Source organism: Acinetobacter sp. V2, from assembly GCF_001188385.1.
Taxonomy (GTDB): domain Bacteria; phylum Pseudomonadota; class Gammaproteobacteria; order Pseudomonadales; family Moraxellaceae; genus Acinetobacter; species Acinetobacter oleivorans.
Genome location: NZ_JZFB01000011.1, coordinates 485 through 6,894, shown reverse-complemented (window position 1 = coordinate 6,894; position 6,410 = coordinate 485). Strand labels below are relative to the sequence as shown.

Below are 6,410 nucleotides of genomic sequence, written 5' to 3'. Positions count from 1 at the left end.
TTTTCTGCTTCAGCGCAAGCAGCGAGTACCGTATGTGTATTCGACCTCTTAGGAAAAGCAGGCGACTCATATAAAATGATGGAAGAATGGGCTCTTGCTGCAAAAGGCTGGGGTACTGAAATTAACTTGGTTCCTCGTCAGGACGAGGCTGTTGCTGATAATGATTTTAAAGCAGGCAAATGTGATGCTGTAGCAATGACAGCAATGCGTGCACGTCAATATAACAAATTCGCAGGATCTATCGACTCACTCGGTGGTGTTCCAAATAACCAAATCGCTCAACGTGCAATTACATATGTATTAGATGCGCGTAATGCAGCAAAAATGACCACTAATATGGGTGGTAAAAAATACGAAGTTGCTGGTATTTCTCCGTTAGGTTCAGCATTTATTTTCGTGCGCGACAAAAACATCAACTCTGTTGAAAAAGCTGCGGGTAAAAAATTCGCCGTACTTGGCTATGACGATGCACAAAAAATTATGGTGCAACGTGTAGGTGCTCAAGCGGTTCTTTCTGATATTTCAAACTTTGCTGCGAAATTTAACAATGGTCAGGTAGATATGGTAGGTGCGCCTGCTTATGCTTACAAACCATTAGAGTTAAATAAAGGTTTAGGTGCAAACGGTGTAATGTGGAATTTCCCTGTATTACACGTTACAGCAGATCTAGTATTACGTTCTGATAAATTCCCAGCTGGTTTTGGCCAAAAATCTCGTGACTGGTTCGTTAAACAGTTGCCTAAGAACTTTGCAATGATCAACCGCTTAGAAGCGCAAATTCCTGGTAAATACAAAATGAACTTAAGTGCAGAAGATAAACTTAAGTATCAAAAAATGTTGCGTGATGGCCGTATGGACTTAACTAAACGCGGTGTTTACGATGCAGGAATGATGTCTGTATTGAAAAAAGCACGTTGTTCTGTAGACAAGGCTAACTTTGAATGTTCAATGTCTGGTGAATAATCCTAATTTTTCTCAAAAGCCTAGACCGAGTTCTAGGCTTTTTGTTTTATATGTGCTGTCAATTCTGCCATTGTGGTTAGTTAGAAAGACGTTAAGCTAAATTTAGATAAAAACTTCATAAGGAAACATGAAGGTATAAAAATGGATCAAGGACTTGAGTGATTAAAATAATTGCTAATAGATAGGTCAATCGCTATCTATTTTTCATGGAAATAAAATCATAAAAGCAAATAGGATCTATACAAATATTCCATCATGATTTTTATATGAGGCCTATCCGATTCATACCTGATCGGTGTGAAATTTCTTGGTATCGAAAAACAAAAACTCCACAAGGAAAGGAAAAAGAATATGCAATTTTCCAAAATGCTATTACTTGCGATGGGACTCACCACAGTTTCTTTTGCAGCTCAGGCTAAACAAACAGTATGTGTTTTCGACTTCGTTGGTAAAAATGGCGATGTCTATGCGCTGATGAAGGATTATCAACTTGCCGCTAAAAACTGGGGAGCTGATATTGAACTTAAAGTAAACCAAAATGAAGCCGTGATTGCTGAAGATTTTAAAGCAGGCAAATGTGATGGGATTAGTGTGTCAGGGATGCGTGGCCGTCAATTTAACTCATTTACTGGGTCATTAGACGCGATTGGGGCCATTCCTGACCTCAAGCTTGCTGTAAAAATAATGCAAGGCTTAGCGAGTCCGACTTTTAGTAAGTATATGGTTAATGGTCGTTATGAGGTTGTCGGTGTTATTCCAGTTGGTGATGCTTACCTTCTAGTAAACGATCGCAGCATCAATACAGTAGCGAAAGCCGCAGGTAAGAAAATTGCTGTTCTTGACTATGATGAAGCACAAAAAATTATGGTTCAGCAGGTCGGGGCTCAGGCAGTTAGTGCTGACGTCACAAATTTCGGTGCGAAATTTAATAACCATCAAGTTGATATTATTGGTGCTCCAGCAGCAGCATTTAAGCCTTTAGAGCTACAAAAAGGTTTAGGAACAAAAGGTGCGATCGTGAACTATCCGATCTTACAGGTCACCGGAAATATTATTATCCGTCCTGATAAGTTCCCAGCTGGTTTTGGTCAGAAATCTAGAGAATGGGTTTCAGGTCAGCTACCACGTGCCTTTACCATCTTGGGTAAAATGAAAGCTGATATTCCGCAAAAATACTGGATGGATGTTCCAGCAGCCGATAAACCAGGCTACCAAAAGCTTATGCGTGAGTCTCGAATTAACCTTACACAACGTGGTGTGTATGATAAACGTATGATGAAACTCCTTTGGCAATTCCGCTGTAAGCAAGATGCTAAAAACTTTGAATGTGGCTTACAGGATGAGAATTACAAATAATCTTGATAAAAATACTCAAGATTCGCTTTAAACTTCGAAGACAGACCCTATATTGATTATGCTATACTCAATATAGGGTCTTTTTTATTTTGAAAGGCACAGCAAAATCCGAGGAACAATCATCATGAATGCCCAAGCTCTAGTTTTGACAGATAATGCTGCCAATAAGGTACGCCAACTCCGTGATAGTGAAGGGAATGACGATCTCATGTTACGTGTATATGTAACAGGAGGCGGGTGTTCAGGGTTTTCGTATGGCTTCAATTTTGCTGAAAGCGTAAATGAAGATGATGCAGAATTCGTAAATGGCGATGTAAAAATGCTTGTTGACTCACTTAGCTATCAATATTTAATTGGCTCAGTAGTTGACTATGTAGAAGGTCTTGAAGGGTCACGTTTTATTATCCAAAACCCGAATGCAACAACAACATGTGGTTGTGGTTCTTCGTTCTCGATTTAAAAAGAATTTTAAAATAAAAAAAACCTCTCTATTTTGAGAGGTTTTTTATTGGTTAGATCATTATTTTTCACTGATAGATTCTAAAAAGTATTGAACCAGTTCAGGTGCATTCTGATATGGAATCCAATGCGATGCATCCATAAAAACTGCGTTATAACTATTTTTAAAATAATGTGAGTTTAGCTCGGCACTTTTTTCTGTAACGGCAATATCATGTTTACCCCAAATAAAAAGAGTAGGAACATCTATTGCTTTAAAAGGATTTTGAGGCTTGTCCCAAAAAAAGCCACGATACCAATTCAATGCCGTAGTTAATCTATTTTCTTCTATAAACTCAGCCTCGAATATCGCAATTTGCTCTTCGGTCATACCTGATGACTTAAGAAACTTACGGCCCAATTTAGGTATCTTTTTAAATAAAAGTTCGGGCAGAATCGGTAGCTGAAAAATTGCAAAATAATAAGATTTAAAAAGTTGTCTACTGCTTAAACAAGCTTTTAAAAAAGCAGCTTGGTGAGGCACAGAAACTAAAGTGAGATGCTGAATATATTGTGGATACTTCATCGCAACGCCCGAGGCAATTGCCGAGCCCCAGTCGTGCCCAATTAAATAAACTGGCTGACCAAGCTGCTCAATTAAACTTGCCACATCCTCTACAAGTTCACTCAGTGAATATTGAAATCGGCTTTGGGGCCTAGCATTTAAACTATAACCACGTTGATGAATCGCAAGCGTTCTTAATTGATGCTGATGCAATAATTCAGAGGTTTGCTCCCAACTATGAGCAGTTTCTGGAAAACCATGTAATAGAACAACGAGTGGACCATCTATAGGGCCTGAATCAATTACATCGAATGTCCAAGCCCCACGTGTGTATTGATGAATACGTTTAGTCAGATCCATACAAACATGCCTTAAATTATTTTTGTCGGCATTTATCATGAGTTTTTATGCTCATTTAAATAACAGCATTTCGGGTCAGTAAATGTGTTATGAGGTCGAATCTGACCAATCAATCAATAAGTAGTTTTTATACTACGGTGATTGTACCTAGAATTCTGAAATCCGAAGCACCTGTTACCGCGGGCAAATTACCACTTAAACCATTTACAAAGCGCATTGCTAACCATGCAAATGCTGTAGCCTCAACCCAAGTAGGGGAGAGCCCTAAAACATCTGTAGGTTGAACAGACCAATTGTGCTTACGAAGACGCCAGCGTAATTGTTCTAATAAATAAGAGTTATAAGCACCACCACCACATACATATACTTCACCTGTTTCCATCTCAGAGCGATAAATCGCTTTTTGAATGGCACGCACAGTAAGCTTTAATAAGGTGGCTTGGATGTTTTCAGGGGTATCTTCTAACTCATCATAAGTTAAATCATTTCGCCAATCGATTAACTGATCATCTAACCAGTCAATATTAAAGTCTTCACGTCCTGTGCTTTTAGGTGGTTCTTTAGAAAAATATTCATGAGCATGAAGGCGGTCGAGTAAAGAGCGAATAGGATGACCATAAGCTGCCCAGTCACCATTTTCATCATATGGATGACCTGTATGGCGATGACACCACGCATCCATCAAAATATTTGCAGGTCCTGTATCAAAACCAAATACGTCGTCAGCATTATTGGCAGGCAACATACTCACATTAGCAATACCACCCAAATTCAAAATCACACGATGAATACTTGGATGTTGAAATAGTGCTTGATGGAAAGCTGGAACCAATGGTGCGCCTTGACCGCCTGCTGCCATATCTCTACGACGAAAATCTGAAACAACCGGAATCTGAGTGATTTCAGTAATGATGTTGGGATCGCCAATTTGTAACGTAAAACCATGTTCTGGACGATGACGAATGGTTTGCCCATGTGAACCAATTGCTTTAATTTGACTACGATCTAACTGGTTTTTTACAATGAGAGTATTAATACCATGACCAATCATTTTGGCTAGAGCAACATCAGCTTTACCCATGCGGTCAATTTCATTGTCATCAGGCAAAGTTAACGCCATAAGCTCATCACGTAACTCGGGTTCAAATGGAACTGTAAGAGTGGCATGAAGCTGTAGTGGCTCAAATGAAGCCGCAACAATATCCACACCATCCATACTAGTGCCAGTCATTACGCCGATATAGATTGCGCTCATATGCAACTTCCCCTGCAAGACGCTGAAAAAATGTTAGTATATCGCACAAATTGAATAACTGATGTGTTTAGGTTTTGTGATGTCAAATTTCTTGCCCGCCGAAGAACAGCTTGCCCTCATCCAACGAGGCACGCACGAAATTATTTCAGAAGAAGATTTACTGAAAAAGCTCAAAGAGAATCGTCCTCTTAAAATTAAAGCTGGTTTCGACCCTACAGCACCAGATTTACATTTAGGACATACGGTTCTTATTAATAAATTAAAAACTTTCCAAGATTTGGGTCATGAAGTTACCTTCTTAATTGGTGACTATACAGCCATGATCGGTGACCCAACTGGTAAAAGCGCAACTCGTCCGCCGTTGTCACGTGAACAAGTAGAAGCCAACGCTAAAACTTATCAAGAACAAGTTTTCAAAATATTAGACCCGAATAAAACAAAAGTACGTTTTAACTCAGAATGGTTTAATCAAAAATCTGCTGCTGACCTTATTCAGCTAGCAAGTCAGCAAACCGTATCCCGCATGTTAGAGCGTGATGACTTTACTAAGCGCTATAGCAACCATCAGCCAATTGCAATTCATGAGTTTTTATATCCTTTAGTTCAAGGTTATGACTCAATTGCGCTTGAAGCTGATGTTGAGTTGGGTGGTACAGACCAGACCTTTAACTTACTTATGGGGCGTACTTTACAGAGTCGTTATGGCCAAGAATCGCAAGTGTGTATCACTGTGCCGATTCTAGAAGGTTTAGATGGCGTAAATAAAATGTCTAAATCTTTAGCTAACTATATTGGTGTATTTGATACGCCAGGGGCAATGTACCAAAAAGTTTTATCAATGCCTGATTCTTTAATTGAACGCTATTTCGATTTGCTCAGCTTCAAATCTCTAGATGAGATCAAAACTTTATTAGATGAAATTGCTGCTGGTCGTAATCCACAAGAAGTAAAACGTATTCTTGCACTTGAGCTAGTTGAGCGCTTCCATGATGCAGAAGCTGCCGCTAATGCACATAAAAGTGCTGGCAATCTTATTACAGAAGGTGAAGTACCAGAAGACACCCCAGAGGTGACTATTTCGCGTGGTGAATTTGGTGGAGAAATCTTTATTGCCACGATTCTACGTGTAGCTGGATTAAATCCGAATGCTGCAGCTGCAAAAGATGCAGTAGCTCGTGGTGCAGTAAAAGTTGACTGGAATGCTGTTGATGCTGGTTTCTCTGTAAAAGAAAACGGTACTTTCATTATTCAGTCAGGTAAAAAAGCAATTGCACGTGTAACGTTCACTGACTAAGAATGTTCTGTAGTGATAAAAAGCAGGAGTAATCCTGCTTTTTTTATTTAAGGATTAAAAAAAGCAATTCAACGTTCCACGTGGAACAATCTACAGATCAGTAATAATGAAAAGTAATTAAAGCAAATAAGAAGATAGAGATAAATATAGTTTAAGAGTAGAGCATTTGCTCTAATGTG

General features: G+C 39.1%; 6 protein-coding genes. 4 read left to right on the top strand and 2 right to left on the bottom strand.

Annotated elements, in window-relative coordinates; translation table 11 throughout:
- The 3 genes from UC75_RS18080 to erpA form a co-directional block, all read left to right on the top strand.
- On the top strand, positions 1–963 hold a 963-nt coding region (locus UC75_RS18080), incomplete at its 5' end, for a putative solute-binding protein (protein ID WP_049838383.1).
- Between the two features lie 351 nt (positions 964–1,314).
- Entirely contained in the window at positions 1,315–2,319 is a 1,005-nt protein-coding gene (locus tag UC75_RS18075) for a putative solute-binding protein (protein WP_013196508.1), read from the top strand.
- Positions 2,320–2,443: 124 nt separating this feature from the next.
- Positions 2,444–2,779: an iron-sulfur cluster insertion protein ErpA gene (erpA, locus tag UC75_RS18070; RefSeq protein WP_003656048.1), complete on the top strand. Its 336-nt coding sequence runs from the start codon at positions 2,444–2,446 to the stop codon at positions 2,777–2,779.
- A 60-nt stretch (positions 2,780–2,839) separates the two neighbouring features.
- Here erpA and UC75_RS18065 read toward each other — a convergent pair whose 3' ends face one another.
- Positions 2,840–3,682, bottom strand: coding sequence for an alpha/beta fold hydrolase (locus tag UC75_RS18065; RefSeq protein WP_049838382.1), 843 nt, complete (start codon positions 3,680–3,682; stop codon positions 2,840–2,842).
- Positions 3,683–3,809: 127 nt separating this feature from the next.
- Positions 3,810–4,937, bottom strand: coding sequence for an anhydro-N-acetylmuramic acid kinase (locus UC75_RS18060; protein ID WP_049838381.1), 1,128 nt, complete (start codon positions 4,935–4,937; stop codon positions 3,810–3,812).
- A 61-nt stretch (positions 4,938–4,998) separates the two neighbouring features.
- Here UC75_RS18060 and tyrS point away from each other — a divergent pair, with 61 nt between their 5' ends.
- Positions 4,999–6,231, top strand: coding sequence for a tyrosine--tRNA ligase (gene tyrS, locus UC75_RS18055; protein WP_128825363.1), 1,233 nt, complete (start codon positions 4,999–5,001; stop codon positions 6,229–6,231).
- Positions 6,232–6,410 lie beyond the last annotated feature (179 nt).

Coding starts and splice junctions, on each gene's coding strand:
- UC75_RS18075 (WP_013196508.1), top strand. CDS start 1,315: ATGCAATTTTCCAAAATGCTATTACTTGCGATGGGACTCACCACAGTT.
- erpA (WP_003656048.1), top strand. CDS start 2,444: ATGAATGCCCAAGCTCTAGTTTTGACAGATAATGCTGCCAATAAGGTA.
- UC75_RS18065 (WP_049838382.1), bottom strand. CDS start 3,682: ATGGATCTGACTAAACGTATTCATCAATACACACGTGGGGCTTGGACA.
- UC75_RS18060 (WP_049838381.1), bottom strand. CDS start 4,937: ATGAGCGCAATCTATATCGGCGTAATGACTGGCACTAGTATGGATGGT.
- tyrS (WP_128825363.1), top strand. CDS start 4,999: ATGTGTTTAGGTTTTGTGATGTCAAATTTCTTGCCCGCCGAAGAACAG.